Genomic DNA, 25,242 nt, shown 5'->3' with positions numbered 1-25,242 from the left:
AAACGCGGGGGGTCAATCGTCGGCGGTGAGGCGGTCGTACAGGTCGCCCAGCTCGTCGACGGTCTCGGCGATGTCCGCGGGCGCCACACCGGTCGCACGCAGGGCGGCGCGCAATTCCGCACCGTCTAGTGCGGTCAGCGGGTTCATGCGCGGCGGGGACGGCAGTGGTGGCAGCGTGGCCGTGGTGCCGTAGAAGTCGTCCGGCCGCAGCGAGTCCGATGGCCCGGCGTCGTCGGGGGCCGGTGAACCGGCTGGACGCGAATCGATCTCTGCGAGCAGGGCACGGAGATCGGTGCCCATCACGGTGAGGAGCGTCAGCGGAGAGCGGTCGATCTCGGCGGCCACCTCGTAGCAGGTGACGAGCGCATGGATACAGCGTGGCGCCTCGTCCGGGCACGTGCAGTCGGTGCCGACGTCCGCCGATTCCGTCGGGACCAGCAGTTCACCCAGCGTCGGAGGTTGCTCGCCGCGCGTCAGCCGCATGAGCTCCTCGACCGCCCCGCGCTCACGGAGGAGTCCGGCCACCGTCGCGGTGTCGACGCTGCGGGTGGTCAGGATGACGTCGAACGGATCGAGTTGGGTGCCCTCGACCGACGCCGAGACCTGACCGGCCCCGATCCGGAGGCCGCGGACGTGCCGATCGCGAAAGTATCTGCGAGCCTTCGTGATGTGCCGGCTGTCCGCGACCGATTCACCATCGGTGCCCCGGCCCTCGACCACGTCGACGAAGGCGCGCGACCACGGCGTCAGGCCATACCCCCGGACCGCGATGGTCCCGCGCGAGGCGCGCTGTGTGCCCTTCTTGCGCACGGTCATTCGCTCACCGCCTCGTCGCGTAGCCGGAACAGCTCGAACAGCTCATCGTCGGCAAGGTCGGACACCCAGTTCTCGCCGGCCGCGACCGTCAGCCGGGACAGTTCGCGCTTCTTGGCGATCATGTCGTCGATGCGCTCCTCGATGGTGCCGACACACACGAAACGGTGCACCGACACCTTCTGATCCTGCCCGATGCGGTACGCGCGATCGGTGGCCTGATCCTCCACCGCGGGATTCCACCAGCGATCGACGTGGATGACGTTGTTGGCGGCCGTCAGATTGAGGCCGGTACCACCGGCTTTCAACGTCGCCAGCAGGACCGGCGGGCCGTCGTCGGACTGGAAGTCGGCGACGAGGCGGTCGCGTTCGGTACGACCGAGACCGCCGTGGAGCAGTGGGATCTCGGTGCCGAACTGTTCGCCGAGCCACGACGACAGCATCTCGCCGAAGGCGGCGAACTGGGTGAAGACCAGCGCGCGATCTCCTTCGTCGGCGACGGTGGAGACGATGTCGGCCAGCAATTCGACCTTGCCGGAACGATGTTCGCCGTCGCGAACGAGGTCGGTACCGTCGGCGAGATAGTGCGCGGGATGGTTGCACACCTGCTTGAGGCGGGTCAGTGCGGCGAGCACATTGCGGCGACGCAGGGTGCGTTGCTGTTTGTCTCGCAACGCCGCCATGAGCTCGTCGATGACCGCGCGATACAGCGCAGCCTGTTCGACGGTCAGGTTGGCACGCACCGAGAAGTCCGCCTTCTCCGGCAGGTCCGCGGCGATGGCGGGATCGGTCTTCTCACGTCGCAGGATGAACGGCCGGGTGATCGCGGAGAGTCGGCGGAGCGCGGCCGGGTCGCGGTCCCGCTCGATGGGCTCGGCGTACCTGACCCGGAAGACCGACGGCGAGCCGAGCAGGCCCGGGTTGACCAGGTCGATGACGGCGCGCAGGTCCTCGAGCCGGTTCTCCACCGGCGTGCCGGTGAGGGCGAGCCGGTGAGCGGCCGGGATCGTCCGAACGGCCTTCGCGGCGATCGTGTTCACGTTCTTGAGATGCTGTGCCTCGTCGACGACGATCCGGTGCCAGGGCTTGGTCGACAGCAGTTCGTGATCGCGGCCGGCGATCGCGAACGTGGTGACGAGGACGTCGACGGAATCACGGAGCCCGTCGAAGGTGGCACCCGACGCGCGGGAAGGCCCGTGATGGATGGCGACACGGAGGGTCGGCGCGAATCGGGCGAGCTCCCGCGCCCAGTTGCCCACCAGAGACATCGGGCAGACGACGAGCGTGGGTGCGACGGGCGTGTCGGTATCGGTTGCGGCAGAACGGCGTTCATGGCACTCGAGGGCGATGACCTGCAGCGTCTTCCCGAGCCCCATGTCGTCGGCCAGAACGCCCCCGACGCCGAGGGTGGACAGATGTGCGAGCCAGTCGAGGCCACGCTGCTGGTAGGGCCGCAGAGTCGCGACCAACTGCTCAGGGGGAGTGACAGAGTCGGGACGGAGGGCGCCGGTCTCGGCGACGTCGTCGAGCCAGGAGAGCCCTTCGACGCGGGTGACCGGAGCGGGTAGCTGGTCGGAGCCGCCGGTGACCAGGTTGAACAGTTCGCCGAAGTCGCTCGGGGGTTCGGTGGCCGCCAGCGCGCGCTGAGCCGTGACGAAGGTGGCGGCGCGGGTGAGCGCGGCACCCTCGGCGCGTACCCACACGCCGCGGACGCGGACGAGATCGCCCTTCAGGCCGGACAATTCGTCGAGGTCGGCGTCGGTGAGCGTGAGCGCGTCCGGCGAGTCGCCCAGCGCGAGACGCCACTCGAACTCGCGGATCTCGCGGAGTCCGACCATCGCCGCCGGGGCGCCGCCGCCTGGTGGGGCGAGGGCGCGCAGGGTGAGGCTGGGACGGACCTCGGCGATCGTGCGGGGGAGCAGGACGGGGATACCGGCGGCGCCGAGTGCGGCCGCACCGGTGGCGAACAGCGCCTCGGCCACCTCGGTGGGGAGGAGGAAGTCCAACGAGGTGCGATCCGGGTCGGCGCGGGCGAGATCGGGGAACTCACGGACAGCCGTGGCCAGTTCGGTCGTCAGCTCGTCGAGTTCGTGCGCGTCGAGTCGATGTGGGGCGACGGGTTCGACCTGACCGTCGACGCTCAGCCGACAGACCTGGAGACGCCACCGCGACGATTCGGCGACCTCGTGTCGGGTGGGCGGCGCGAACGTGTCGTCGTCCCATGGGTCGTCCCACCGGCTGTCCACGGGGTCGTCGTACTCCGGTTCGTGCAGGCGCAGGATGAGCGAGCGATCGTCGCGCGGCGCTCCCGCCCCCCACCGCGACCAACTCCCGGACGCGGCGGCGAGCCGTTCGGGGGAACTGGGCGGGCGCGAGTCGGCGTCGGGGAGGAGAGCACGGACGATGGGCGACGCCGGGCCCGGATTCCCGAGTCGGGCAGCCGAACGAGCGATCGTCGACCGACACTCGTGGTCGATCGCCTCGGCGAGAAAGTCGTCCAGCGCGGCGACCGATCCGTTGTCCGACAACGCGTCCGGGGAACCACCCACCACGACGGCGTGCCAACTGCGCCATGTCGGGGTCGGGATGGCCGACCACCGCATCAGCCACTCGCCCGCGACCTGCACCACCGTCGGCACCACCGCGCCGGCGCCGATGAACGCACGCGCACCATCGAGGAGGTATCGGTACCACCGCACGTCGCCGGTCACCGGAACCGATCGCGAGGCGTCGAGAAGCGTGACCGCCGACGTCACGCCCAGCGTCGCGGCCCGGACGAATCGTCGGCGGCCGTCGGCGTCGACGACGGGGATCTCGCTGCGGAACCGCCGGCCGGACAGGACGTCGCGCAGCGGTTGCGGGAGGTCGGACACCTCGCCGTCGACCCAGACCGCCATCCCGATCCCCGGCCGCCACAAGGCATGCAGGGGTGCGGTGGTGCGAGTCGTGGGGGCCGTGTCCGGTGAGGTCTGCCCGCTTCGTGGCGCGTGTGTAGGCATCGAGAATCGCAGGCCAGTCTAGCGGCGACGTCCGACACGAACCGTGCCCGCGATCGGCTGTGCGCTGCTCCTCGCGCGTTTGCGCGAGCGGCGGCCCGGGTATCGCCGAAGGTCTCACAAGAGGGCACGCCGCCCGAGCGAGGAGGCAGAGATGGCACAGTCCGGCAAGGACAAGGCTTCAGCAGAGGCCCAGACGGAAGAAGTACAGAAGGAAGAAGTACAGAAGGACCCGCCCGGACCGAAGGATCACGGTCGCGACGGCGGCATGGCCACCCGCGAGAACGCCCCCGAAGCGGTTCAGCGCTCCGAGGGCGGCGGCTCGGCGGACGACTAGGTACTCGGGTCAGGACACCTCGCGCAGGAGTCCCGTCGCGACGTCGAAGACGAACCCGCGCAGCGAGGTGGTCTTGGTGACGAACGGGCTGTTCCGGATCCGGGTCAGCGACTGGCGGATGTCGTCGTCGAGGTCGTCGAACGCCTCGGCCGACCACGCCGGCTTCTGCCCGACCTCGTCCTGGATCTGCCGTTTGAAGTCGTCGTCGGTGAAGGTCAGCATGCCGCAGTCGGTGTGATGGATCAGGATGATCTCGGTGGTGCCGAGCAGTCGTTGACTGATCGCCAGCGACCGGATCTCATCGTCGGTCACCACGCCTCCGGCGTTCCGGATGACATGGGCCTCGCCCTCGTTCAGCCCCAGGATGCGGTAAACATCGAGGCGGGCGTCCATGCAGGCCACCACCGCCACATGTTTGGCCGGCGGAAGAGGTAGCGGTCCGGTGAAGGTCTTGGCGTATTCGGCGTTGTTGGCGAGGTATTCGTCGGTGACACTCATGCGCTGATCCTGATGGGTTCCCACCGGCCCGGCGAGGGTTTGGACGGGGGTGATCCGAACTGTCAGAGGTGACTCCGCAGATGTCGCACTTCGTGGCGATCCCCGTCACGAAGTGCGACATCTGCTCGTCCCGAAGTGCGACAACTCGCGGGCTCAGGAATTCCCGTCGAGCGAACCCTTCACGTCGTTGAGGACCAGCCACGCGGCGGCGAGACCCGAGGTCTGATACCAGACCTCGTCGTCGACGGCGAGGACCCGTTTCCAGACCGGCGCCCCGAGGCTGAGCCATTCGTCGCTCAACAGCACGTCCTCGCCATGGGCGCGGCCTGCGTCTCCGTCGAAGCTGACGTAGATGAGGTCGGCGTCGGCGTCCCGGAAGTTCTCGTCGGTGACGGCGAAGGAGTCGGGGACGCGCTGCGGGCCGGGGCGTTGGACGCCGATGTCGCCGAGGACCTGGCCGGCGAAGGTGTTCATCCCGGCGATGGTCTCCGAGCCGTCTCCGAACCGGACCAGCGACACCTGGGTGTGCGAGGCGTCCATTCGTCGGCCGGTCTTGCGGGCCTCTGTCGTGTATTCGGCGAGACGACTCGCGCCGGCCTCGCTGCGCCCCAGGGCGTCGGCCACGGACTGGAACTGTTCCTTCCAGTCCGTTGCTCGTCCATCTGGGCCGATCGGAACGGTCACCGACCGCACGCCGTCGAAGGCGCGCGCCGAGCCCGCGGTGTCCGGGGTGGTCAGAACGAGGTCCGCGTCGGCTGCGGTGACGGCCGCGGAGTCGGGCGCAGACCCGATCGCGGGGACCGAGGTCAGTTGCGGCCCCAGGTATGCGGGCACCGACCCCGGCTCGGCGGTCACGGCGCTCACCTTGGCACCGAGGCCGAGGGCACACACGGCGTCGAGGAGCGCGGGATCGGTCACGACGACCCGGGTCACGTCCTGCACCCCGGGATCCGGTGCCGTCGGAGCGAGGCAGGTCTTTGCGTAGTCGCGGTCCGCGGAGACGATGTTGACCTCGGCGATGCGCGTCACGGTGGTCGAGATGGGGGAGCCGTCGGGCGTCGTCAGCGGTTTCTCGCCCGAGCAGGCCGCCGCGGCGACGACGGTCAGCCCGATCGCCGCGGACCAGCCGAGACGACGCAGGAACGAGACGGTAGAGCCGCCGGAAAGCGAGTCGACATCTCTGGCCACCACGTTCACGACCCCCGTCACCCTGCGCTGCACCCGCCCAACCTAGCACCGGCTCGCCGGCGTCCGGCGTAGGCTCGGACCCGTACACAGGGGACCCTCGACACGGGGTCCCCGATGTACGTTCGCAGAGCCGGGCGAGTCGTCGAGAAACAGGCGGTGAGCACTGTCGATACGTCCGATCCGGAATCGAATACGACAGATCGTAGGACCCGGTCGGCCCGGGCGCCGGTGAGGGTTTAGGATCAGTAACCAGCGCTCGGTTTGTTCATGTGCCGACCGGCAGCCGAAGGGGTTCGGCGTCGAGTTCGGGCAAGAGGAGGATCTGTGACCGCGGTAGACCAACCCACCACGCAAGTGGCTCCAGTGCGTCCGTTCCCGGAGCGCTATCAGCCCAAGGGTTCGTTCATCTACAAGCTGCTCACCACGACCGATCACAAGTTGATCGGCATGATGTACATCACTGCGTGCTTCGCGTTCTTCCTCATCGGCGGCCTGATGGCCCTGCTGATGCGTGGCGAGCTCGCGATGCCCGGCATGCAGTTCTTGTCCACCGAGCAGTTCAACCAGCTCTTCACGATGCACGGCACCGTGATGCTGCTGATGTACGCGACCCCGATCGTCATCGGCTTCGCCAACTTCGTGTTGCCGCTGCAGATCGGTTCCCCCGACGTCGCCTTCCCGCGACTCAACGCTCTCGGCTTCTGGCTGTTCGTGTTCGGCTCGACCATCGCGATCGCCGGCTTCATCACCCCCGGTGGTGCCGCCGACTTCGGCTGGACCGCCTACACGCCGCTGACGGACGCCGTCCACAGCCCGGGCATCGGCGCCGACCTGTGGATCATGGGCCTCGCCGTCGGTGGTCTCGGCACCATCCTCGGTGGCGTCAACATGGTCACGACGGTCATCTGCCTTCGTGCTCCCGGTATGACGATGTTCCGGATGCCGATCTTCACCTGGAACATCCTCGTGACGAGCGTCCTGATCCTGCTGATCTTCCCGCTGCTGACCGCGGCGCTCATGGGTCTCGAGGTCGACCGGCAGTTCGGGGCCCACATCTACGACCCCGCCAACGGCGGCGTCATCCTGTGGCAGCACCTCTTCTGGTTCTTCGGTCACCCCGAGGTGTACGTCATCGCCCTGCCGTTCTTCGGCATCGTGTCCGAGGTCTTCCCGGTCTTCTCGCGCAAGCCGATCTTCGGTTACTCGGGTCTGATCTACGCGACTCTCGCCATCGCCGCACTGTCGGCTGCGGTCTGGGCGCACCACATGTACGTCACCGGCGCCGTGCTGCTGCCGTTCTTCTCCTTCATGACGTTCCTGATCGCGGTGCCGACCGGCGTGAAGTTCTTCAACTGGATCGGAACGATGTGGCGAGGCCACATGACGTTCGAGACCCCGATGCTGTTCTCGGTCGGCTTCATCGTCACGTTCCTCTTCGGTGGTCTGACCGGCGTCCTGCTCGCGAGCCCGCCGCTGGACTTCCACCTCTCCGACAGCTACTTCGTGGTCGCGCACTTCCACTACGTGCTCTTCGGCACCATCGTGTTCGCCACCTACGCGGGCATCTACTTCTGGTTCCCGAAGATGACCGGACGCATGCTCGACGAGGGGATCGGCAAGATCCACTTCTGGATGACCTTCATCGGCTTCCACATGACGTTCCTGGTGCAGCACTGGCTGGGCAACGAGGGCATGCCGCGTCGCTACGCCGACTACCTCCCGTCGGACGGCTTCACGACGCTGAACATGATCTCCACCGCCGGTGCGTTCATCCTGGGTCTGTCGACCCTGCCGTTCCTCTGGAACGTGTTCCGCAGCTACCGCTACGGCGAGGTCGTGACCGTCGACGACCCGTGGGGCTTCGGCAACTCGCTCGAGTGGGCGACCTCGTGCCCGCCGCCGCGCCACAACTTCACCGAGCTGCCCCGCATCCGGTCGGAGCGTCCGGCGTTCGAGCTGCACTACCCGCACATGATCGACCGGATGCGTGCCGAGGCGCACGTCGGCCCGGGCCACGACGCGGGCAAGGACCGGCAGATGGAAGAGGCTCGTCGCGAGCCCTTCACCGTGGGTACGCACGAGGGATCTCCGGATCCCGACCCGCGCTGACCCGGTGGGCGCAGAAGCAACAGCAAGTCCCGGTACGACCGTTCTCGTCACCGTCACCGGTCCTGACCGGCCAGGCGTCACCTCAGTTCTCATGGGTGCCCTGGCCGGTCAGGCCGTTGCACTGCTCGACGTCGAACAGGTGGTCATCCGTGGGCAGCTGACCCTCGGTGTGCTGGTGTCCGCCGGCGGTGATCCCGAGACCTTGCAGGAGGTCGTCGAGCAGGCGATGGCGTCCATCGGCTTCGATGTCCGGGTCGAGATCGGTGTCGATCCCGGCAGCCGGTCCCCGTCATCGCACGCCGTGGTTCTCCTCGGCAGCCCGGTCACGGCCACGGCCTTCAGTGCGGTCGCCGCAAAGCTCGCCAGCCAGGGCGGCAACATCGATTCCATCCGCGGGATCGCCGACTACCCACTGACCGGCCTCGAGCTGATGGTGAGCGTGGCGGGCCGAGGCGGCGTCGCCGCCGACGCCGCACTCCGCAAGGGTCTGGCGCAGGTCGCCGCGAAGCACTCGGTGGACATCGCGGTCGAGCGCGGCGGACTGGCCCGACGCGCCAAGCGTCTCATCGTCTTCGACGTCGACTCGACGCTCATCCAGGGTGAGGTCATCGAGATGCTCGCGGCCCATGCGGGTCGCGAGGCCGAGGTCGCCGCGGTGACCGAGGCCGCGATGCGCGGCGAGCTCGACTTCGCCCAGTCGCTGCACGAACGCGTGAAGGCGCTCGCCGGGCTCGACGCCGGAGTGCTCGACGAGGTCGCAACGTCGCTGCAGCTGACGCCTGGCGCACGGACCACGATTCGTACGCTGCACCGTCTCGGATTCCACTGTGGTCTGGTGTCGGGCGGATTCCGCCAGGTCATCGACGGTCTGGCCCACGAGCTCGAACTCGACTTCGTCCGGGCCAACACCCTCGAGATCGTCGACGGGAAGCTCACCGGCCGCGTCGTCGGCGAGATCGTCGACCGGATGGGCAAGGCCGACGCACTGCGGTCCTTCGCCGACCAGGTCGGGGTCCCGATGGAACAGACCATCGCCGTCGGCGACGGTGCGAACGACATCGACATGCTCAGCGTCGCGGGTCTCGGTATCGCGTTCAACGCCAAGCCCGCGCTGCGCGAGGTCGCCGACGCCACGCTCAATCACCCGTTCCTGGACGGTGTCCTGTTCATCCTGGGTGTCTCGCGCGACGAGATCGAGGCCGCGGACGCCGCCGACGGTGTGTACCGCCGGGTCCCGCTGGGCTGAGGGCTGCCGCCCCGTATGGACGTCGAGGCGATCAAGGCCGACCACCGCCGGCTCGTCCGCTACGTCGGTGGCGGTGACGATCCCGCAGACCCTGCCGACGTCCTGGCGATGGCCATGGTGCTGCGCATCGAGAAGAGCGAACCGCCCGACCGCACCGACCTGCTGACCGCTGCCGCTCGTGCGGTGGCGCTCCTGTGCCTCGACGAACGCAGTGCCGGTGACGGCCCCTGGGCCGAGCCGATGGACGACTGGTGCGACGCTCGCATCCGCAAGATCGCGAGGCGGGCGAGGGGTGCGCACTGGGTTGCGGCGCAGGAGGTGTGGGGTGTGACGGCCACCGAGGGGGACGCCTCGGCGAGGGCCTTCGTACCCGGACGTGTCGGCGACCTCGACCGGCGGATCGCGCGTCTGCAGATCGGCGGGACCGAGGTGGAGGGACAGGTACCCACCGACCGGCCCGCCGGCGGCGTGGTGCTGTGGACCAACGCAGCGCTGGAGATGACCGTCGGGAAACTCGCCGCGCAGGTGGGCCATGCGGCGATGCTCGCCACGAAGCTGCTGACACCCGACGAAGCGGTCCGCTGGCGCCTGTCCGATTGTCCACTCGCCGTTCGCGAGTCGACACCCGAACGCTGGCATGAGCTTCTCGCGGCGGACTCCGCCGGAACCGCGGTCGCCGTGCGCGATGCGGGGTTCACCGAGATCGCGCCGGGGTCGGTGACGGTCATCGCCGAAGTCATCCGCGAACAGGAGAACACATGAGCACCGCCGAACCGCCGGACTGGGTGACAGCGCTCGATCTGCAACCGCATCCCGAGGGCGGCTGGTTCCGGGAGACATGGCGCAGCGACGTCGTCGTACCGCGCGACGCGCTGCCGGGCGACTACGCGGGCGACCGTGCGGCCGGCACCGCCATCTACTTCGTCCTGCTACCGGGTGAGACGTCGGCGTGGCACACCGTCCGGGGTGGCGAACTGTGGCTGCACCATCGCGGCGCCCCGGTACACCTCGACCTCGGCGGGGCCACCGAGACGCCGGGTGACGTGACGTCGGTCGTCGTGGGACCCGGCATCGAGGCCGGACAGCAACCGCAGGCTCTGGTGCCGCCGGGGGTGTGGCAACGCGCCCGCGCCGTCGGCGACGAGCCGTCGCTCGTCAGCTGCATCGTGGTCCCCGGGTTCGACTTCGAGGACTTCCGGCTCGCCTGAGAGCGTCATCGAGCCCCGAGCGCGCCACCCCGGGGCGGCGTCTCTGGGCGCGCCACCGCGCAGCGACGTCTCCGGGCGCGCTACCGCGCGGCGACCGGCGAATTCGCCGGGGCCAGATGGCCGAACGTGCCCAGCCAGACCTCACGGTCGGGGGCCATCGACGCGACGATCAGCTCGTCGGCGTCGGCGTGGCCGGCGAACCAGGTGAGGTAGTCGCGGACCTCCGCGGGCGTGCCGACTCCCGAATACGTGGTCATCTCGTCGATCTGGCGGCCCTGCGGCATCGACAGGATGGCGTCGGCCTCCTCGTCGGTGAACGTGCGGCCCCGTCCGAAGAGCAGGGACACCCGCTGTCGTTTCGCGATCTGCAGTTGTTCTCGGGCACGGTCCGCGTCGTCGTCGGCGATCGCACCGACACCGGCGATCACATAGGGCTCGGCGAGCGCCTCCGACGGCCGGAACTCGCGGCGGTACAACGCGACCGCCTCGGTCAGTGCCTGCGGCGCGAAGTGGGAGGCGAAGGCGTACGGCAGCCCGAGGGCCGCGGCCAGCTGCGCGCCGAACAACGACGACCCCAGGATGTAGAGCGGGACGTGCGTCCCGGCGCCCGGGGTGGCGCGAACACCCTCGATGCGGGATTCGTCGCCGAGGAAGGCCTGTAGCTCCAGGACATCGTGCGGGAACCGCTCGGCCGAGGAGTGTGTCCGACGCAGTGCGGCGAAGGTCTGCTGATCGCTGCCGGGGGCGCGTCCGAGGCCCAGGTCGATGCGTCCGGGATGGAGCTCGGCGAGGGTGCCGAACTGTTCGGCGATGGTGAGCGGCGAGTGGTTGGGCAGCATCACACCGCCGGCGCCGAGCCGGATCGTCGAGGTGTGCGCGGCGATGTGTGCGATGAGCACCGCGGGCGCCGACGAGGCGATGGCGGACATGTTGTGGTGCTCGGCGTACCAGATCCGACGGTAGCCCCACTTCTCCGCATGCTGTGCGAGATCGACACTGGCGGAGAGGCTTTGCGCAGCCGTCTCGTCGCGACCGATCTGCGCGAGATCGAGGATCGACAGGGGGAGGTTCGAAGGCGTCACGACTCGAGTCAACCGTGGACACGCCCGTTCCTATTCCCGTACGGCGCCGGTTTCCCGATGACCTCGACGACGCCGAGAGTCGACACGTCCGAACGGGGGGCCGTGGTGCAGGATGGGGGAGTGACCGATTCCGATCCCGACCTCCTGATCGATTTTCGTGACGTCGCCGTCGTTCGCGGCGGTGAGACCCTCGTCGGCCCGCTGTCGTGGCAGGTGGAACTGGACGAACGTTGGGTGATCATCGGGCCCAACGGCGCAGGCAAGACGACGCTGATCCGGCTGGCCGGTGCGGAGATCCATCCGACGTCGGGGACCGCTTTTGTGCTCAACGAGAAGCTGGGGCGGGTGGAGATCCGCGAACTGTCGACCCGGATCGGCGTCTCGAGCCCATCGCTGGTCGACCGGGTGCCGCCCGAGGAGATCGTGAGCGATGTCGTGATCTCCGCGGGCCACGCGGTTCTCGGTCGATGGCGGGAGAGCTACGACGCGATGGACCGTGCGCAGGCCGTCGAGTCGCTGGAATCGATGGGTGCCGAACACCTCGCGGACCGTCGCTTCGGCACGCTGTCCGAAGGCGAGCGCAAGCGGGTCGTGATCGCCCGCGCGTTGATGACCGATCCCGAACTGCTCCTGCTGGACGAGCCCGCCGCCGGTCTCGACCTGGGCGGACGCGAAGAACTCGTCGACCGCCTCGCGCGTCTCGCGGCCGACCCGGACGCACCGGCCATCGTGCTGATCACCCACCATGTCGAGGAGATCCCGGAGGGCTTCACGCACGCGTTGATCCTGTCCGAGGGCGGAGTGGTGGCGCAGGGGCTGCTCGATGAGGTACTCACCAGTGAGAACCTGACCGCTGCCTTCCGGCAGCAGATCGTTCTGGACAAGGTCGACGGTCGGTACTTCGCACGGCGCCGACGCCGTGCGGGTGGCCATCGACGGGCAGCAGGAGGTAGCTAGATGACGTCCACCCAGTCAGGTGCCGAAGTGGTGTCCGCGCCGTTGCGCGACGCGGCGACCGTCGTTCTCGTCCGCGACGCCGCCGACGGCATCGAGGTGTTCCTGCAACGCCGGGTGAAGCAGATGGCGTTCGCCGGCGGCATGACGGTCTTTCCCGGTGGCGGCGTCGACAAGCGCGACGCCGACGCCGACCTCGCCTGGACCGGACCGGACGCCACGTGGTGGGCGAGCGAGTTCTCCAGCGACGCCGAGGTGGCGCAGGCACTGGTGTGCGCGGCGGTCCGCGAGACATTCGAGGAGTGCGGGGTACTGCTCGCCACGGACTCCGATGGTTCGTTCGCGGACCCGTCGGGTCTCGGGGGTGACCGTCAGCGTCTCGTGGGGAAGTCGTTGTCCTTCGCCGAGTTCCTGACCGCGCGAGGGCTCACCCTGCGTGCCGACCTCCTGCGACCGCTCGCGCACTGGATCACTCCCGTCAACGAGAAGCGACGCTACGACACCCGGTTCTTCCTGGCGGCCATGCCCGACGGTCAGCAGGCCGACGGCGAGACCACCGAGGCCGAGGTCGCCCGCTGGGCGAACGCGCGTACGGCCATCGAGTCCTGGGCGGCCGGGGAACATTTCCTCATGCCGCCGACCTGGTCGCAGCTGAACTACGTCGCCGGGTTCGCCACGATCGACGAGCTCCTCGCGGCCGAGCGGGTCATCGAACCGATCCTGCCGAACGTGACACCCGGTGCCGGACTCGCCGGGCTCGGGTTCCCGAACTCCGACGAGTACTTCCGGACCCTCGGTGACCAGCAGCCGCCGGAGATCACACTCTGACCAACGCCTATTCCTCGGGGTCGTCCTCGTCGGACCCGATGTCGTCGCGGTCGGCCCACTCGATGAGCGAATCAAGCCGGTAGGCGACGTCGTCGATCTCGGCATGCAGGTCGCCGAGCCGGGCGAAGCGTTCCGGGACCGTCGCGATGGTGAAGTCGTCGGGCTCGATGTCGTCGATCTCATCCCAGGTCACCGGGGTCGAGACCGTCGCGCGCTGGTTGCCGCGCACCGAATACGCCGATGCCATCGTGTGATCGCGGGTGTTCTGGTTGTAGTCGACGAAGACCGCCGCCGGGTCCCGGTCCTTGCGCCACCACGTGGTGGTCACGTCGTCGGGTGCTCGGCGCTCCACCTCGCGGGCGAAGGCCAGCGCCGCCCGCCGAACCTGCGGGAAGCCCCACTCGGGGGCGATGCGCACGTAGATGTGGAGGCCACGGCCCCCGGAGGTCTTCGGGAATCCGCGCATGCCCAGTTCGTCGAGAACCTCCTCGACGACATGCGCCACCCGCTGGATACGGGAGAACGAGCAGTCGGGCATCGGGTCGAGATCGATGCGCCATTCGTCGGGCGATTCGGGGTCCGCGCGCCGCGAGTTCCACGGGTGGAACTCGACCGTCGACATCTGGACCGCCCAGATGACCGACGCCAGCTCGGTGACGCACAGTTCGTCGGCGGTGCGACCGTAGCGAGGGAAGTAGATCTCGGTGGTCTCCAGCCAGTCCGGCGCCCCCGCGGGCACACGTTTCTGATGGACCTTGTTGCCGCTGATCCCCTTGGGAAACCGGTGCAGCATGCAGGGACGGTCACGCAGAGCGCGGACGATGCCATCGCCCACCGACATGTAGTAGTCGGCGAGGTCCCGCTTCGTCTCACCCCGTTCGGTGAAATAGACGCGGTCGGGACTTGACAGCCGGACGGTACGGTCGCCGACCTCGAGCTCGATGGGATCACCTGCGGAACCCGACGTTTTCGCCATGACCGCCACTGTATGGCGCTCCGCGGCTTCCGGGCGGCGTCTGCGGGCTGCGGCGCCGGACGGACTTACCTACCGGTAGCCTTCGACCATGCCTGAGTTCGTGACCCTCGAGTGCTCCGACGAGCATCCCGGTGTCGGCACCATCCTGCTGCAGCGACCGCCGATGAACGCGCTGAGCCGACAGGTGCAGTCCGAACTCGCCGCTGCGGCCGACGAGGCCACGCTGCGCGACGACATCAAGGCCGTCGTCGTCTACGGCGGACCGAAGGTGTTGGCCGCCGGCGCCGACATCAAGGAGATGAGAGACGTCGGTTATGCCGAGATGAGCAAGGTCGCCGGCAGGCTGCAACGCGACCTCGGGGCCATCGCCGCGATCCCCAAGCCGACGGTCGCCGCGATCACCGGCTACGCCCTGGGCGGCGGCCTCGAAGTCGCGTTGGGCGCCGACCGGCGGATCGCGGGCGACAACGCGAAGCTCGGGCTGCCCGAGGTGTTGCTCGGCCTGATCCCGGGCGGCGGCGGCACCCAGCGGCTCGCGCGCCTCATCGGTCCGTCGAAGGCCAAGGACCTCATGTTCACCGGCCGGTTCGTCGGCGCCGAGGAAGCTCTCGCCATCGGGCTCGTCGACGAGGTCGTCGCCCCCGACGACGTCTACGACGCGGCGCTGGCCTGGGCGGGCCAGTTCACCGGCGCCGCATCGGTGGCTCTCGCCGCCGTCAAGAAGGCCGTCGATCAAGGGCTCGGGGTCGACCTCGACACCGGTCTCAAGATCGAGGAGCAGCTGTTCTCCGCCTTGTTCGCCACCGAGGACCGCGCCATCGGCATGGCGTCGTTCGTCGAGAACGGCCCCGGCAAGGCGGCATTCGTCGGACATTGACCCGACGCACCGACCATTCCCTACCCACCCACGCGACAGGAAGCGATCATGACCACCGACGCGACACCCGGTATCGACCCGGCGCCGAACCCACATGCGACCGAAGAGCAGGTCAAGGCCGCGCTCACCGACACCAAACTCGCGCAGGTCCTCTATCACGACTGGGAAGCCGAGACCTACGACGAGAAGTGGTCGATCAGCTTCGACGAACGGTGCATCGACTACGCGCGCGGCCGCTTCGACGCGGTCGCGACCGACGACTCCTCGCTGCCGTACGGCCGGGCGATGGAACTCGGTTGTGGCACAGGCTTCTTCCTGCTGAACCTGATGCAGTCCGGAGTCGCGGAGAAGGGTTCGGTCACCGATCTGTCGCCCGGCATGGTGAAGGTCGCGCTGCGCAACGCCGAGAACCTGGGGCTCGACGTCGACGGCCGGGTCGCCGATGCCGAGAAGATCCCCTACGACGACAACACCTTCGACCTCGTCGTCGGACACGCTGTGCTGCATCACATCCCCGATGTCGAGCAGGCGCTGCGCGAGGTCCTGCGGGTCCTGAAGCCGGGCGGTCGCTTCATCTTCGCCGGCGAACCGTCGACGATCGGTGACTTCTACGCCCGCTGGATGAGCCGCGCCACCTGGTTCGCCACCACCAACATCACCAAGTTCGGTCCGCTGCAGGGGTGGCGTCGACCCCAGGAAGAACTCGACGAGTCCTCACGCGCGGCGGCGTTGGAAGCGGTTGTCGACATCCACACCTTCGATCCGGATGAGCTCGCCGGCATCGCCCGCGCCGCCGGCGCGAACAAGGTGGAGACCGCCACCGAGGAGCTGGCGGCCGCCATGCTCGGCTGGCCGGTACGCACCTTCGAGGCCGCGGTGCCGCCGGAGAAGCTCGGTTGGGGATGGGCGCGCTTCGCCTTCGGTGGCTGGAAGCGTCTCACCTGGCTCGACGAGAACGTCCTGCGGAAGGTAGTGCCGCCGAAGTTCTTCTACAACGTGGTGGTCACCGGCACCAAGCCGTGAGCTACTCGTTCTCGCTCGACGACGTCGCGTTCCTGCGGTCGCGGCACGGTGAGAAGGCGCTGCAGACGGTGTCCGGTCTCGAACTGTCGGCGTCATCGATGATCGCGGACGTCCCCGAGGTCCGTAGCCGGTATGCACCCCACGACGCCGCACTGATCGAGACCGTCCGATGCAGGCGGCGCGCGGCGGTCAAGCTGCGGGCGGCCGATGACCTGCTGGTGAACGACGACGCGCTCCAGCAGGCGACGGCATCGGCGGTGGCGGCCGACCGGACTGCCGAAATTGCCGGGCGGTTCCCGGGCGCGGTGGTCCACGACGTCACCTGCTCGATCGGCGCGGAGTTGCGGGAGTTGGTGCGCAGCAACGGGATTGCCGGTGTCATCGGCAGCGACCTCGACGTGGTCCGGCTCGCGATGGCCCGGCACAACGTGCCGGCGGCGACGCTGCTCAACGCGGACGCGCTCACCCCCACCTCCACCGCCGATGTGGTTCTCGCCGACCCGGCCCGACGCTCAGATGCCGGCCGGGTCTTCCGGCTCGACCAGCTCACACCACCGCTTCTGGAGCTGATGACGACCTATTCGGGGCGCGTGCTGATCGTGAAATGCGCACCGGGTCTGGACCACATGATGTTGCGGAATCGCTTCGGATTCGACGGCGAGGTCCAGATCACTTCTCTCGACGGCGGTGTGCGGGAGGCGTGCCTGTGGTCGGGACCCGGAGTGGAGCCGGGTCGTCGTGCGACGGTGCTGCGGACGCGCGGCGGGGTCGTCACCCGTTTCGAGATCACCGACCGGGAATCCGACGACGTCGATGCCGGGGATGTGGGGGAGTGGATCGTGGACCCGGACGGCGCGATCGTGCGCGCCGGACTCGTCCGGCACTACGCGCACCGCTTCGGGCTCTGGCAGCTCGACCCCCAGATCGCCTATCTCACCGGAGATTACGTACCAGCGGGAGCGCGTGGTTTCCGGGTCGTCGAGCAGACCGGTGTCACCGAGAAGGCCCTGCGCAAGGCGCTCACGGCGCACGATTGCGGTCCGCTCGAGATCCTGGTGCGCGGACTCGATGTCGATCCCGACCGGTTGCGAAAGAAGCTCAAGCTGAAGGGCTCGCAACCGATGTCGGTGGTGCTGACCCGCATCGGGCGCAAGGGTGCCGCGTTCGTCTGCGAGCCCGGAGTCCGATTCTGACCGATCTCGAAATCCAGAGTGCGGGATGAGTGTCGAGAACCGACACTCATCCCGCACTCTGCGGAGGACTATCCGATCGCGGCCTTGCTGTCGAAGAAGTAGACCTCACCGAGGTTGGTGGCGGTGACGACCTGGCCGGAGTAGGAGATCGAGACGCCGGTGGCGAACCCCGCCGAATTCGGCAGCGCCAGCCTGCGTTTGGTCGCACCGTCGGCGGTGGACACCTCGACCAGCGACAGCGTGTCCTTGCCCGCGTCGCGTACGACGGTCCACGCCGTCTGCTGCTGCGTGAGAGCAGACAGGCTGACGGTCGCCAGATCCTTTCGTTGCCAGACCTGTTCGGCGCGGTCTCCGCGATCGCGGAGCAACGTCAGTGGTGCGCCGAGTGAGCCGGTCGGGATGATCAGACCATCGGGTGAGACGGTCATCGTGGCGAAACCGTGCCCGCCGATGTCCTGGGTCCACTTCGTCGATCCGTCGTCGGCGTTCAGCGCCACGATCTTGCCGTCGCGCGAGAACGCGTAGAGCGTCGTTCCGTCGGCCGAGAGGGTGGGCGTGCCGACGACGCCGGTGGGCACATCGGCCTCCCATGCGGTACGCACCTCGCGTGCACCGCCCACCTCGCCGTACTTCATCGCACGGATCTGCGAGGTGGCAGCGCCCGAGGGAAAGAAGTTGAGGTAGAAGCGTTCCCGGCCGGTGTCGACGGCCGCCGGTGCGGGGATGGCGCACTGCGGGCCGTTGCGCACGCAGTCACCGAATCCGCGCAGCGGCTGCGCGGGATCGGCGTCGTCGCGCAGCCGGACCTCCGGCGCGACGAGCTCGTTGCGCTGCGAGTCGACGAGGAGGATCTGCCCCTGCGTGGTGGTGATCAGTACGACGCTGGGTGCCGCGAACTTCGCGGACAGCGGCACTCCGACGACCCCGGCCCGCCAGCGGATGGCCCCACCGGCGTTGAACGCCAGGAAGGTGGTCTCCTCGCCCAGGTACGGCTGGTCGTACTGGTCGACGAGCATCGCGTTGATCTCGACGCCGGGACGCATGTCCTTGCAGAAGTTCTTACGCCCCGACTGTCCGTCGAGGACCAGGACGTTGCACCCGTCGGCCGCATTCGAGGTGACACCCACGTTCCCCTTGCCGGAGATGGTCACCGGCGCGGTGACCGGGCCGCCCGTCGGGCGGGTCCAGCTCAGCGTCAGGTCGTCGGGTACGTCGGCATAGGCGAAGTTGCCGTTGCCCGGCACGCCGCCGTAACTGGGCCAGCCCACGCTCGGGACCGAGCGGACGTCGATGTGACCGTCCGAGCACGCGGCGAGGGCGAGCGAGCACACGGCCGTGAGGGTGACGAGCAGGCGGGTCAGCGCAGATCGGCGGCGTCGGGACACCTGCGGTCGTGCCAAGGCCATCCTGCTCCTCTTGATCGTGTCCGCGTACGGGACGCGGCATCGAAACCGGCACGGGGGACGTGCCAGCAGTGAGCCTATCGTGCGCCGAAATCGCGTCGATTAGGGTTTCTCGTCATGACCACCATGTGGAACGCCTCGTACCGGTCCCGCCGGCGCGCGGGCCGCCGCCGCGACCCCGAGCAGGCGCGTTTCCTCACTCTCGACTCCCTGCGCTGGGTGACGCGGAATCGCGCCTACACCCCGTGGTACCTCGTGCGTTACTACCGGCTGGCGCGGTTCCGCATGGCCAACCCGCACATCGTGCTGCGCGGCATGGTCTTCCTCGGACGCAACGTCGAGATTCACGCGACGCCCGAACTGGCTCGCATGGAGATCGGTCGATGGGTCCACATCGGCGACGGCAACTCCATCCGGTGCCACGAGGGCAGCCTCCGCATCGGCGACAAGACCGTGTTCGGCTGCAACAACGTGGTCAACTCCTACCTCGACCTCGAGATCGGCGGGTCCACCCTCATCGCCGACTGGTGCTATATCTGCGATTTCGACCACAAGATGGACGACATCACGCTGCCGATCAAGGACCAGGGCATCGTGAAGGGTCCGGTCCGTATAGGCCCGGACACCTGGGTTGCGGCGAAGGTCTCGGTGCTGCGCAACACGATCGTCGGCCGCGGGTGCGTGCTCGGCTCGCACGCCGTCGTCAAAGGAACGATCCCGGACTACTCGATCGCCGTGGGCGCACCCGCGCGGGTGGTCAAGAACCGCATGGACGACTGGGCGTCGAACGCTGCCGAGCGCGCCGAACTCGAGCGGGCGCTCGCCGACATCGAACGCAAGAAGGCCGCGGCGGAGCGGGGGGAGTAGCTCAGGGCTGTCCCGGATCCCGCTCCGGAAGCGGGCGAACGGGGATGTCGGGACGCCCGACGGGGTGCCGTACCCGACGTTTGGCCGCCAGGTGCACGCTTGCCGTGCGTTCGGCCACCTCGGCCCACGAGAACTCCGCGGTCAGGCGGGCCCGCGCACGACGTGCTCGCTGGGCTGCAGCGCCCGGGTCGGACAGGGTGGCGCGGACGGCGGTCGCCAGGCCCGCGACATCGGCGGGTGCGAACGACAGTCCGGTGTCGGGTTCCTGCACCGCCTCGCCCAGCCCGCCCGCCGTCGACACGATCAGCGGTGCCCCGGTGGCGGCGGCCTCCAACGCGACGATGCCGAACGGCTCGTAGCGGCTGGGCAGCACGATGGCGTCGCACCGATGCATCAGGGTCACGAGCTGGTCGTGATCGACCGCGCCGACGAAGTTCACCGATCGCGTCACGCGGTGCTTGCGGGCCTGTTCCATCAGCCAGTCACGTTGCGTCCCTTCGCCTGCGACGGTCAGCGTGGTCCCCGGATGACTGCGGCGGATGCGTGGCAGCGCGGCCAGCAGATCCTGCACGCCCTTCTCGTATTCCAGGCGACCGGCGAACAGCAGTTCCGGAGGCCCGCCCGGGTGGGAGCGTTCTGCGAACGGCCATGTCCGGATGTCGATCCCGTTGTGGATCACCGAGATGTCGGCGGCCTCGTAGCCGAACAGTCGGTGCACCTCGTCGCGCATGGACGCCGAACAGGTGATGAGCGCATCGGATTCGGACACCAGCCACCACTCGACCGAATGCACCTGGCGATTGATCCGACCGCTGACCCAGCCGCTGTGCCGGCCCGCCTCGGTCGCGTGGATGGTGGAGACCAGCGGGACGTCGAACAGCTCGGCCAGTGCGATCGCCGGATGGGCGACCAACCAGTCATGCGCGTGAACGACATCCGGAATCCACTGTCCGCCAGACCCGTTCGCATCCATTCCCGCCAGAACCCGAACGCCCGCCCGAACGAACGCGTGCCCCATGGCCAGCGTCCACGTCATCATGTCCTGGGCGAAGTCGAACTCCGGCGGGTCCTCGGCGACGGCCAGGATGCGCACACCGTCGACGACGGTGTCGGTGGTCGGATGCGTGACCGCGTCGGTGCCCGAGGGGCGCCGCGTCAGCACCGTCACATCGTGACCGGCCGCGGCCATCGCGGTGGCGAGATGATGCACGTGCCTCCCGAGTCCGCCCACCACGACCGGCGGATACTCCCACGACACGAACAACACCCTCATCCGATGCCCCCCTCGGCGTTTCCGATCGCGTGCAACCGACGCGCGTCGAGCGCGGGGAAGAGAGAGTCCGCGCGAGACCAGGTCTCGGCGAGGATCGCGGCCGCGTCGTCGCGTCCGCGCATCGCCGCGTCGCTGATCTCGCGGGTGGCGTGCGCGTGGGTGTGGGCGCGGGAGACGGCGTACTGGGCCGCGGTGTCCTTGGACACCATGAACGGCCAGTCCGAGGACACCGTCAGCAGCAACTCCCGCACGATCTGATCGGCGACGCGGTTGCGACCCCGTCGCCGGTCGAGCAGCTTGGCGACCGCGTCGAGCGCGGTCTCGGTGACCTCGGCGTTGAGGTCCACGAGGTGCCGGACGGCGGGACCGTTCCACACCCGCCAGTCCTTGCCCGACCCCCACGACGACGCCGGTAGGTCCACGGGATCGCCCACCAAGCCCGATCGCGTTGCGCCCGACAGGGTTCCGACATCGACCCCGATCTCGGGCAGCCGCCGCAACACGCGTTCCAGCCAGACCGGCCCCTCGTGCCACCAGTGACCGAACAGTTCGGTGTCGAAGGCCGCGACCACCAGTGCCGGCCGCCCGATCCGCGCGGATTCGTCGATCAGCCGCTGCCGGACATGTCCGACGAAGTCCTCGACATGGCGGTCGATGACGGCATCGACGCGCGACGGATCGTAGGGCTTCTTCGCCTCACCCGGGACCCCGCGGCCCGTCACGCGGAAGCGTTTGAGGCCCGACCCGTGGTCGTAGGTGTGGAAGTCGCGGTACGCGGCGTGGCCGGGATAGCCCGACTTCGGTGACCAGACGCGATAGCTCACCTGGAGATCCCGGCCATAGGCGATCACATCGGCGTCGCCGACGGGGCGGCCCAGCGCGGTGTCGCCGTGCAGTGTCGGGCCGTCGACCATGAAGTGGCGGACCCCTGCGCGGTCGTACTCCGTCTCCATACCCGGTGCGAAGGCGCATTCGGGTGCCCAGATGCCTGCAGGATCGACTCCCCATCGAGCCCGCGCGTCCGCACGACCCTCGGTCAGCGAGAACTGTCGCAGGCTCGGGTCGAGCAGCGGCGCGAACGGATGGGCGAGCGGACCGCCCAGGATCTCGACGACGCCGCTCGTGGCGAGGCCGCGGATCAGCGGCGAGCCACCGTGACGCCAGCGGGTCTCGAAGGTCTCCAGTGCCCGCCCGGCGTCCAGGTATTCGCGGCGGCCGGCATCCGCGCGGTCGGCGTCGCGACTCATCGCGGCCTCGGTCGCGCGGAGCTGCCAGTCGGCGAGCCACTCGTACATCGACGCGGTGCAGTGCGGGTCGTCGAGCTGAGCGGCGAGCACCGGTGTCAGACCCAGGCTGACCTGATCGGTGTAGCCGTCGGCCGCGAGTCGCTCGAACACGTCGAACAGCGGCAGATACGACGACGCCCACGACTGGTAGAGCCATTCCTCGCCCACCGGCCAACGTCCGTGGTTGGCCAGCCACGGCAGATGCGAGTGGAGGACCAGGGTGAACTGGCCGGGGACCGCGGTGGTGCTGATCGCCATCGTCAGGCCCGGTTCGCCACGGCGAACAGGTCGAGCGACTCGTCGATCTCGGCGTCGCGCGCGTCGACGACGTCGAAGTCGTCGGCGGCCACGCCGGCGACGTCGTCGGTGAGTTCATCCGGCCAGGGCTCGCCGGCGAGGGCGCGTTCGATCTGGGCGTCGATCAGCGAGCCACCCCATCGTGCGTCGAGGGCCTCGAGGCGGGCTCCGTGCACGACCCCGAGCATCGCCTCGACCTCGAATCCGCCGTCGACCAGCAAGGCGGTGAGTTCGGCAGCGTCGAGCTCCCGGGTGTGGAACGGGTTGAGAGGGGTGTCGCGGCCGGGGGAGAAGGTGATCCGATTGGGGGTGGAGATCAGCAGCCTGCCGCCTGGGCGCAGTACGCGCCGGCACTCGGCGATGAACCGCGGCTGATCCCAGAGGTGTTCGATGACCTGGAAGTTCACCACGACGTCGACCGATGCCGCGGCCAACGGCAGGTCGACGAGATTGCCCTGATGGACGACGAGCCCCGGGTAACGGCGTCGCGTGTGTTCGACCGCGGCGGTGTCGTAGTCGACACAGATCACCGACGACGCCCCGGCGTCGGCGATCATGGCGGCCCCGTAGCCCTCGCCGGAACCGGCCTCGAGGACGTCCAGGCCGGCGCAGTCGGCGGCGATGTGGCGATAGGCGATCTCGTGGCGTCGGAACCAGTAGTTCTCCGCGGGGATACCGGGAACCGTCCGCTCGCCGGTGAGGGCGAGCTGCTGGTCGAGGTCGAGCGCCTCGAGACCGCTGGTCGCGGTCCCGCCCGGTCCCTGGGCACGCGGGGAACCGAGGTCTGCGTCAGTCATCTGAGAGAGCGTAGGGCATGGGTTCGGGCCTCCTGGGGCGGTCGCCCCGACCGAGCGAACGGTCGAGCGCATTGTGTGAGGTAGTCGATGTTTAGTGAGAGGATAGGAGACGCTAAAGTGGTGGGGACCCATGGCCTTACCCGCCGGTAAGTTGCCGAACCCGATGCAGGAGGTCGACGAAGACCCATGACAAACATTGTCGTACTGATCAAGCAGGTTCCCGACACGTGGTCCGAGCGCAAGTTGTCCGACGACGACTACACCCTGGACCGTGAGGCCGCCGACGCCGTCCTGGACGAGATCAACGAGCGCGCCGTCGAGGAAGCGCTGAAGATCAAGGAGGCCGATGGGGGCGAGGTCACCATCCTGACGGCGGGGCCCGAGCGCGCCACCGATGCCATCCGCAAGGCACTGTCGATGGGCGCAGACAAGGCGATCCACATCAAGGATGACCTCATGCACGGCTCGGACGCGGTCCAGACCGCCTACGTGCTGGCCCGCGCACTCGGCACGGTCGAAGGCGTCGAACTGGTCATCGCAGGCAACGAGGCCACCGACGGTCGCGTCGGCGCGATCCCCGCGATGATCGCCGAGTACCTCGAACTCCCGCACCTCACCCACCTGCGTGCGCTGACCCTCGAGGGCGAGACCCTCAAGGGCGAGCGGGAGACCGACGACGGCATCTTCCACGTCGAGGCCACCCTGCCGGCCATCGTGAGCGTCAACGAGAAGATCAACGAGCCGCGCTTCCCGTCCTTCAAGGGCATCATGGCCGCGAAGAAGAAGGAAGTCACCGTCCTCACCCTCGCCGAGATCGATGTCGAGGCGAGCGATGTGGGCCTGGAGAACGCGGGGTCGGTCGTGACCGCGTCCAAGCCGAAGCCGCCGAAGACCGCAGGCGAGCGCGTCACCGACGAAGGCGACGGCGGCACCAAGGTCGCCGAGTACCTGGTCGGCCAGAAGATCATCTGATCTCCCGACGCAGACCACCGGCGAACCCCCAGACATTCAGGAGAAAACCACCATGTCAGAAGTACTCGTGCTCGTGGAGCAGGACGCCGAAGGCGCCCTGAAGAAGGTCACCAGCGAGCTCATCACCGCCGCCCGCGCGCTCGGCACCCCGTCGGCAGTCGTCGTCGGCAAGCCCGGCTCGGCCGACGGCATCGTCGACGGACTCAAGGAAGCCGGCGCAGAGAAGATCTACGTCGCCGAGTCCGATGACGCGGGCGGCTACCTCATCACCCCGCAGGTCGACGTGCTGGCCTCGATCGCCGAGTCGGCGTCCCCGGCCGGGATCCTGGTCGCGGCGACCGCCGACGGCAAGGAGATCGCGGGTCGTCTTGCCGTGCGTCTCGGCTCCGGCGTGCTCGCCGACATCGTCGACGTCCAGGAGGGTGGCGTGGGCATCCACTCCATCTTCGGTGGCGCCTTCACCGTCGACGCGCAGGCGAAGGGCGAGGTCCCGGTCTTCTCGGTTCGTCCGGGTGGCGTCGAGGCCGCTCCGCAGGCCGGCGCCGGCGAGCGTGTCGACGTCGAGGTCCCCGCACAGGGCGAGGGCGCGGTGAAGATCACCAAGGTCGAGCCGAACGTCGGCGGCGACCGTCCCGAGCTCACCGAGGCGTCGATCGTCGTCTCGGGTGGTCGCGGTGTGGGCAGCGCCGACAAGTTCTCGGTCGTCGAGGAACTCGCCGACGTGCTCGGCGCGGCAGTCGGTGCCTCGCGCGCCGCGGTCGACTCCGGGTACTACCCCGGCCAGTTCCAGGTCGGTCAGACCGGTAAGACCGTGTCGCCGCAGCTCTATGTCGCCCTCGGTATCTCGGGCGCCATCCAGCACCGCGCCGGCATGCAGACCTCGAAGACCATCGTGGCCGTCAACAAGGACGAAGAGGCCCCGATCTTCGAGATCGCGGACTACGGCATCGTGGGCGACCTGTTCAACGTCGCCCCGCAGCTGACCGAAGAGGTCAAGAAGCGCAAGTGATCACCAGCTG

At 68.6% G+C, this 25,242-nt stretch carries 23 protein-coding genes; 13 read left to right on the top strand and 10 right to left on the bottom strand.

What is annotated here, in order from left to right:
• Positions 1–12: 12 nt before the first annotated feature.
• Positions 13–816, bottom strand: coding sequence for a hypothetical protein (locus MAY35_RS06505; RefSeq protein WP_238420056.1), 804 nt, complete (start codon positions 814–816; stop codon positions 13–15).
• Entirely contained in the window at positions 813–3,812 is a 3,000-nt protein-coding gene (locus tag MAY35_RS06500) for a DEAD/DEAH box helicase (RefSeq protein ID WP_238420055.1), read from the bottom strand. The genes MAY35_RS06505 and MAY35_RS06500 overlap by 4 nt, the downstream gene beginning before the upstream one ends.
• Before the next feature lie 151 nt (positions 3,813–3,963).
• Here MAY35_RS06500 and MAY35_RS06495 point away from each other — a divergent pair, with 151 nt between their 5' ends.
• Positions 3,964–4,146, top strand: a complete 183-nt coding sequence (locus MAY35_RS06495; protein ID WP_238420054.1) for a hypothetical protein — start codon at positions 3,964–3,966, stop codon at positions 4,144–4,146.
• A gap of 9 nt (positions 4,147–4,155) precedes the next feature.
• Here MAY35_RS06495 and MAY35_RS06490 read toward each other — a convergent pair whose 3' ends face one another.
• Together MAY35_RS06490 and MAY35_RS06485 are read right to left on the bottom strand one after the other, a co-directional pair.
• Positions 4,156–4,644, bottom strand: a complete 489-nt coding sequence (locus MAY35_RS06490; RefSeq protein WP_238420053.1) for a carbonic anhydrase — start codon at positions 4,642–4,644, stop codon at positions 4,156–4,158.
• A gap of 153 nt (positions 4,645–4,797) precedes the next feature.
• Positions 4,798–5,865 (bottom strand): ABC transporter substrate-binding protein, encoded by a 1,068-nt coding sequence (locus MAY35_RS06485; protein WP_374237928.1) that lies wholly within the window; start codon positions 5,863–5,865, stop codon positions 4,798–4,800.
• Positions 5,866–6,156: 291 nt separating this feature from the next.
• Between MAY35_RS06485 and ctaD the strand changes: the two genes are divergently transcribed.
• Genes ctaD through MAY35_RS06465 form a run of 4 tightly spaced genes read left to right on the top strand, consistent with a single transcriptional unit; the run spans position 6,157 to position 10,395 of the window.
• Positions 6,157–7,941, top strand: coding sequence for a cytochrome c oxidase subunit I (ctaD, locus tag MAY35_RS06480; protein WP_238420052.1), 1,785 nt, complete (start codon positions 6,157–6,159; stop codon positions 7,939–7,941).
• Positions 7,942–7,945: 4 nt separating this feature from the next.
• Positions 7,946–9,187 carry a phosphoserine phosphatase SerB gene (gene serB / locus MAY35_RS06475; protein ID WP_238420050.1) on the top strand — a complete coding sequence of 414 codons (1,242 nt, stop codon included), beginning with the start codon at positions 7,946–7,948 and terminating at the stop codon, positions 9,185–9,187.
• A 15-nt stretch (positions 9,188–9,202) separates the two neighbouring features.
• Positions 9,203–9,949 carry a peptidyl-tRNA hydrolase gene (locus MAY35_RS06470; protein ID WP_238420048.1) on the top strand — a complete coding sequence of 249 codons (747 nt, stop codon included), beginning with the start codon at positions 9,203–9,205 and terminating at the stop codon, positions 9,947–9,949.
• Positions 9,946–10,395 carry a cupin domain-containing protein gene (locus tag MAY35_RS06465; protein WP_238420047.1) on the top strand — a complete coding sequence of 150 codons (450 nt, stop codon included), beginning with the start codon at positions 9,946–9,948 and terminating at the stop codon, positions 10,393–10,395. The genes MAY35_RS06470 and MAY35_RS06465 overlap by 4 nt, the downstream gene beginning before the upstream one ends.
• A gap of 80 nt (positions 10,396–10,475) precedes the next feature.
• On the opposite strand, the gene MAY35_RS06460 is transcribed toward MAY35_RS06465, so the two are convergent.
• Positions 10,476–11,477: an LLM class flavin-dependent oxidoreductase gene (locus tag MAY35_RS06460; RefSeq protein ID WP_238420046.1), complete on the bottom strand. Its 1,002-nt coding sequence runs from the start codon at positions 11,475–11,477 to the stop codon at positions 10,476–10,478.
• A 120-nt stretch (positions 11,478–11,597) separates the two neighbouring features.
• Here MAY35_RS06460 and MAY35_RS06455 point away from each other — a divergent pair, with 120 nt between their 5' ends.
• Positions 11,598–12,434 (top strand): ABC transporter ATP-binding protein, encoded by an 837-nt coding sequence (locus MAY35_RS06455; RefSeq protein WP_238420045.1) that lies wholly within the window; start codon positions 11,598–11,600, stop codon positions 12,432–12,434.
• Positions 12,435–13,259, top strand: coding sequence for an NUDIX domain-containing protein (locus MAY35_RS06450; RefSeq protein WP_238420044.1), 825 nt, complete (start codon positions 12,435–12,437; stop codon positions 13,257–13,259). It begins immediately after the preceding gene.
• Positions 13,260–13,266: 7 nt separating this feature from the next.
• Here the strand turns inward: MAY35_RS06450 and ligD are convergent, their stop codons facing one another.
• Positions 13,267–14,235: a non-homologous end-joining DNA ligase gene (ligD, locus tag MAY35_RS06445; RefSeq protein ID WP_238420043.1), complete on the bottom strand. Its 969-nt coding sequence runs from the start codon at positions 14,233–14,235 to the stop codon at positions 13,267–13,269.
• A gap of 88 nt (positions 14,236–14,323) precedes the next feature.
• Between ligD and MAY35_RS06440 the strand changes: the two genes are divergently transcribed.
• From MAY35_RS06440 to MAY35_RS06430, 3 genes are read left to right on the top strand one after another with little or no spacing between them, the layout of a single operon-like run.
• The gene (locus MAY35_RS06440; RefSeq protein WP_238420042.1) at positions 14,324–15,112 is read left to right on the top strand and encodes an enoyl-CoA hydratase/isomerase family protein; all 789 of its coding nucleotides are present in this window, start codon (positions 14,324–14,326) and stop codon (positions 15,110–15,112) included.
• Positions 15,113–15,160: 48 nt separating this feature from the next.
• On the top strand, positions 15,161–16,135 hold the full coding sequence (locus MAY35_RS06435; RefSeq protein WP_238420040.1) for a class I SAM-dependent methyltransferase: 975 nt from the start codon (positions 15,161–15,163) through the stop codon (positions 16,133–16,135).
• A complete protein-coding gene (locus MAY35_RS06430) occupies positions 16,132–17,328 on the top strand; it encodes a class I SAM-dependent methyltransferase (RefSeq protein WP_238420039.1) in 1,197 nt (398 codons plus the stop codon). Before MAY35_RS06435 ends, MAY35_RS06430 begins: the two co-directional genes overlap by 4 nt.
• A gap of 68 nt (positions 17,329–17,396) precedes the next feature.
• Here MAY35_RS06430 and MAY35_RS06425 read toward each other — a convergent pair whose 3' ends face one another.
• Positions 17,397–18,734: a PQQ-binding-like beta-propeller repeat protein gene (locus tag MAY35_RS06425; RefSeq protein WP_238420038.1), complete on the bottom strand. Its 1,338-nt coding sequence runs from the start codon at positions 18,732–18,734 to the stop codon at positions 17,397–17,399.
• 114 nt (positions 18,735–18,848) lie between these two features.
• Here MAY35_RS06425 and MAY35_RS06420 point away from each other — a divergent pair, with 114 nt between their 5' ends.
• The gene (locus MAY35_RS06420) at positions 18,849–19,598 is read left to right on the top strand and encodes an acyltransferase (protein WP_238420037.1); all 750 of its coding nucleotides are present in this window, start codon (positions 18,849–18,851) and stop codon (positions 19,596–19,598) included.
• A 1-nt stretch (position 19,599) separates the two neighbouring features.
• Here MAY35_RS06420 and MAY35_RS06415 read toward each other — a convergent pair whose 3' ends face one another.
• Genes MAY35_RS06415 through MAY35_RS06405 form a run of 3 tightly spaced genes read right to left on the bottom strand, consistent with a single transcriptional unit; the run spans position 19,600 to position 23,251 of the window.
• Entirely contained in the window at positions 19,600–20,871 is a 1,272-nt protein-coding gene (locus tag MAY35_RS06415) for a glycosyltransferase family 4 protein (protein WP_238420036.1), read from the bottom strand.
• Positions 20,868–22,415, bottom strand: a complete 1,548-nt coding sequence (locus MAY35_RS06410; protein ID WP_238420035.1) for a glycoside hydrolase family 57 protein — start codon at positions 22,413–22,415, stop codon at positions 20,868–20,870. The genes MAY35_RS06415 and MAY35_RS06410 overlap by 4 nt, the downstream gene beginning before the upstream one ends.
• A 2-nt stretch (positions 22,416–22,417) precedes the next feature.
• Positions 22,418–23,251: a bifunctional 2-polyprenyl-6-hydroxyphenol methylase/3-demethylubiquinol 3-O-methyltransferase UbiG gene (locus MAY35_RS06405; RefSeq protein ID WP_238420034.1), complete on the bottom strand. Its 834-nt coding sequence runs from the start codon at positions 23,249–23,251 to the stop codon at positions 22,418–22,420.
• 186 nt (positions 23,252–23,437) lie between these two features.
• Here MAY35_RS06405 and MAY35_RS06400 point away from each other — a divergent pair, with 186 nt between their 5' ends.
• Together MAY35_RS06400 and MAY35_RS06395 are read left to right on the top strand one after the other, a co-directional pair.
• Positions 23,438–24,223: an electron transfer flavoprotein subunit beta/FixA family protein gene (locus tag MAY35_RS06400; RefSeq protein ID WP_238420032.1), complete on the top strand. Its 786-nt coding sequence runs from the start codon at positions 23,438–23,440 to the stop codon at positions 24,221–24,223.
• A gap of 52 nt (positions 24,224–24,275) precedes the next feature.
• Positions 24,276–25,232: an electron transfer flavoprotein subunit alpha/FixB family protein gene (locus tag MAY35_RS06395; protein WP_238420031.1), complete on the top strand. Its 957-nt coding sequence runs from the start codon at positions 24,276–24,278 to the stop codon at positions 25,230–25,232.
• The last annotated feature ends 10 nt before the right edge of the window (positions 25,233–25,242 follow it).

The organism is Gordonia sp. 'Campus', assembly GCF_022206305.1.
Taxonomy (GTDB): domain Bacteria; phylum Actinomycetota; class Actinomycetes; order Mycobacteriales; family Mycobacteriaceae; genus Gordonia.
This window is presented reverse-complemented; position numbering and strand designations above follow the sequence as displayed.